The organism is Geminicoccus sp. (assembly GCF_035556675.1).
In the GTDB taxonomy this organism is placed as follows: Bacteria; Pseudomonadota; Alphaproteobacteria; order Geminicoccales; family Geminicoccaceae; genus Geminicoccus.
Map to the genome: position 1 here is coordinate 1 of NZ_DATMFZ010000205.1, position 3,641 is coordinate 3,641.

The following is a 3,641-nucleotide window of genomic DNA, read 5'->3' on the forward strand; positions in this document are numbered from 1 at the left end:
CACCAGCGGTGCTGGGCGACCCGGGATGAAGCCCGCCGTGACCTGTTCGCTTACATCGAGGGCTACTACAATCGAAAGCGTATCCACTCGGCTCTCGGCTATATCACACCCGAGCAGGCCGAACGGAACACTAGCTAACCCACTGTCCGCCAAATCGGGGGAAGATCAATCCACCATGATCCGCCAGCAGGCGGATGATCCATCGCCGCAGGCGTTCAGGTCAGGAGACCTGAACGGAGGCCCGAACTCAGGCGGCAGGCTGCGCCACTTGGCGCCATTCTGGCAGCGCCAGATGATCGCCTCGATGGTGCGCCGCAGGTCATGGTGCTGGGTCTTGCGGTGCGGGCGGCACGCCTCGATCAAGGGCGCCAGCACCGCCCACTGTCTATCCGTCAGCACGACCGTCATCCCATCCATCCAACTGCTGCTCATGGCATAGCAGATGGGGACGGACTTCAGGAGCTAACGGACCCTAGGGCATGTCAGGGATCGAGCCAAAGATGATCGCACTCCTGGCAAACATGAGGGTGGCGACAGCGACGATTGCAGGCCCGCGCCGTCCAGCGGATATTTGCTCGTGATCGCGGTGAACCGGCGGAAGTACACATCCCGGGCAAAGCTCCGTTCGAGACCCTTCTGCTCGGCAGCATCAAGAAGCCGCTCTGGGCAATGATGAGGACTTCGAGGTGACTGCCATGTACGTCGATGGCCAGGGCCTGACCAGTAGGATCTGGTCGAGCTGGTTGCAGTCGGCGCGGCGCCAGGGTTACACGCCGGACCAGCAGGCGGCCGAGAGTGACGACTGCGGCATGCGGTGCGGATTCCTCCTGCCGCTCGGTCCCGTCGTCGCCTGTTCGGCAACCGCTCTCGAAGTGCTGAGCGGAGGCAGCTGGCTGGGGAGGATGGTGGCATCTGGCCCAGCAGCATGCCTCGGCCAGCCACAGCACGGTGCGCAGGTCATGCGTCATGGCCTCGGACGTGCCTGCTGTCAGCCGCCGCAGTGCTTGGTCGAAGACCGCGCGTTCCATCAGCGCCGCTGACACCACTCCGCAGGATTGATGCTCCACATCGATAGGAAAGTTCCCTGGCCGTAGCCGCAGCGACGGGGCCGGCCGGTGCGACCCGGGGCAACGCGTCACCGATCGCAGTTCAGGTCGGCGCTGCCCGGCATCCTTGGACGGCGTCAGGCAGGATCAACGCCTGCTCCTCCTCGCTCGTGCCGGTGAGACAGCGATGGCGCCATGGATCGATGGACATATTGCCAATCTGGGCCCTGCAGGGTCCGCCACACGCGCTCAATCCGGTGAAAAGACAGCCAGCCGTGACGGACCGGCCGGATCCTGGTAGGCCGTTCGGCATGAGCAATGCGATCGACGACTATCTGCGTCATGTGACGGCGCATGCGGCGCGGCTGGCGGGGCCGGGGCGGGCGGAGCTGGAGGCGGTGGCCGAAGCCTGCCTGCAGGCGGTCCTGCGCGATCGAGCGGTCTGGTTGATGGGTACAGGGCATGGCCAGTGCCTCGCCCTGGAACTGCATCACCGCGCCGGCACGCCGGCCTGCTTCTTGCCGATGGCCTCGCCGGTCCTGGCGTTCGCCGAGGGAGCCGCCATGGAAACGGCGCTGGAGCGGCAGGCGGCGCTGGCACCGGCACTGGTCGAGCGGCACGATTGGCACGAAGGCGATGTGCTGATCGCGATCTCGTCGAGTGGGACGACGCCGCTGACGGTGGAGGTGGCGCGGCTGGCAAAAGTGCGTGGACTCGTGGTGGTGGCACTGGGCTCGCCCGCCTGCGCGGGGACGCGGCCCGAGCGGGTTTCCCTGTTCGCCCTGGCCGATCACGTGCTGGACAATGGCGCGCCGGAAGGCGACGCGGTGGTGCCGTTGGGCGATGATTTGCGCGTCGGTGCCTTCTCGAGTGTCGGCGGGGCGATGATCCTGCAGCTCCTGGCGGTGCGGCTGGCTGTGCTGCTGCGGGAGCAGGGCGTTGCACCACCGGTCTGGCGTGCATCGGCACTGCCCGGAGCGGACGCGCATAACGATCGGCTGGCCGCGGTCTGGCGCGGGCGCAACCGGAGCCTCTGAAGCGGAGGACATGGCATGGCGGATGGTACCCTGATGGCAGCGGAAGCGGCCAGCGCTCCGGACCGGGTCGCCCGGCTGATCCGGGACGAGGAGGGTGCCATCGCGGCGATTGCCGCGGCACTGGCCGAATCTCCGCCTGGCTTGGCGGTGACGGTGGGCCGTGGCAGCTCCGACCATGTCTGCACCTTCGCCGCCTGGAGCTTTGCCCGCTGGCTGGGCCTGCCTTGCATGTCGCTGCCTCCGTCCCTGATCACCCGGGAAGCGGCGCCGCTGCGGGTGCAGGACGCGCTGCTGTTGGCGGTATCCCAGTCCGGCCGGGGTGCCGACGTGGTCGAGGTGATGGGCTGGGCAGGGCTGGCTGGCGCCTGCACCGTGGCGCTGGTGAACGATCCGGCCTCGCCCCTGGCCGAGGCTGCCCGGTTCGTGCTCGACCAGCAGGCAGGCCCGGAACAGAGCGTCGCGGCGACCAAGTCGGTGATCTGCTCCATGGCCGCGGTGCAAGCGCTGACTGCCGCGCTGGCTGGTCGACCAGCCCTCCGTTCGGCGTTGATGCGCCTGCCGGATGATCTGGCAGGAGCCGTGGGCAGGGCGGACCACCTGCCGATCGAGAAGCTGGCTCATGCGCACAACGCGTTCGTGCTCGGTCGCGGCGCCGGGCTCGCCGCCGGCCTGGAGATCGCCCTGAAGCTGAAGGAGACCTGCGGGCTATCCGCCGAGGCGCTGTCTGCCGCCGAGGTGCGCCACGGTCCCCGCGAGGTGGTGGGCCCGGGCTTCCTGGTGCTGGCCATCGCCCTGCCGGGCCCGAGCGAGCCGGATGTCCGGGCGGCTTCGGCCGAGTTGGCCCAGCAGGGTGCCGACATCCTGACGCTCGGCACCCGTCCGGGGGATGACTGGATCCTCCCATCGATCGATCCGGTCAACGCACCCTTGGCCGCGTTACAGCTGGTCTATCCGGCCATCGCCCGTGCCGCGCAGGCCCGCGGCCGCGACCCGGACCGGCCGCGCACCCTATCCAAGGTGACCAGCACCTTCTGACGCCTCCAGCTTGGGCCCGGTCATAAGGCGGTAGAGAGGCGTGCCTCTTGCAGGCCGTCACGACGGCGCGCAGGACTGCTCAGAGGCTGTCTCGGGTCCTGCAGGCCCAGGGACTACCTGCAGGCGGTCCCCGCTTGGTGGACGGTTCTAGCTGTATGGTCCCAGAGGGTGGTGTGACGGGTCGAGCCTGAACCGATTGGGTTCTTTGGCTCAGGCTTGGCAGATCAACTCGTAGGGCAAGGCCGCGTAGGGTCTTGAGCCAGCGGACATGGTCGTAGGCATCGACGCACAGCTGCAGATGGGCCCGGAACTGGTCGTGGCAGTCGTAGTGATAGCGCTTGACCGTCGCGTTCTTGATCATGCGGTTCATCCGTTCGACCTAGGCCCGTTAGTTCTTGAGCCAGTCGAGGGAGGCGGCGAGGCAGAGGACGCCCATGAAGGAGCGGGCGGTCTTCTCGTAGCGGGTGGCGATGGCGCGCCCCTCCTTGAGCCTGGCCCACAAGCGTTCGACCCATCGAGGGCG

The 3,641-nt window shown here is 67.8% G+C and carries 5 protein-coding genes and 1 pseudogene; 3 read left to right on the forward strand and 3 right to left on the reverse strand.

From position 1 onward, the window contains the following. Positions 1 to 138 (forward strand): IS3 family transposase (locus tag VNS22_RS14720; protein WP_325733675.1); only part of this gene is annotated, 138 nt, incomplete at its 5' end. 27 nt (positions 139 to 165) lie between these two features. Here the strand turns inward: VNS22_RS14720 and VNS22_RS14725 are convergent. Next, entirely contained in the window at positions 166 to 399 is a 234-nt protein-coding gene (locus VNS22_RS14725; RefSeq protein WP_414653364.1) for a transposase, read from the reverse strand. Positions 400 to 1,357: 958 nt separating this feature from the next. Here VNS22_RS14725 and VNS22_RS14730 point away from each other — a divergent pair. Together VNS22_RS14730 and VNS22_RS14735 are read left to right on the forward strand one after the other, a co-directional pair. After that, entirely contained in the window at positions 1,358 to 2,083 is a 726-nt protein-coding gene (locus VNS22_RS14730) for a sugar isomerase domain-containing protein (RefSeq protein WP_325733673.1), read from the forward strand. Between the two features lie 15 nt (positions 2,084 to 2,098). Then, complete coding sequence (locus VNS22_RS14735; RefSeq protein ID WP_325733674.1) at positions 2,099 to 3,118, forward strand: SIS domain-containing protein; 1,020 nt, start codon at positions 2,099 to 2,101, stop codon at positions 3,116 to 3,118. Positions 3,119 to 3,265: 147 nt separating this feature from the next. On the opposite strand, the pseudogene VNS22_RS14740 reads toward VNS22_RS14735, so the two are convergent. After that, a pseudogene (locus VNS22_RS14740) lies at positions 3,266 to 3,497 on the reverse strand (IS481 family transposase); the annotation flags it as partial. Between the two features lie 9 nt (positions 3,498 to 3,506). Next, a partial coding sequence (locus VNS22_RS14745; RefSeq protein WP_325733676.1) for a transposase occupies positions 3,507 to 3,641 on the reverse strand: 135 nt, incomplete at its 5' end.

Coding starts and splice junctions, on each gene's coding strand:
- VNS22_RS14735 (WP_325733674.1), top strand. CDS start 2,099: ATGGCGGATGGTACCCTGATGGCAGCGGAAGCGGCCAGCGCTCCGGAC.
- VNS22_RS14730 (WP_325733673.1), top strand. CDS start 1,358: ATGAGCAATGCGATCGACGACTATCTGCGTCATGTGACGGCGCATGCG.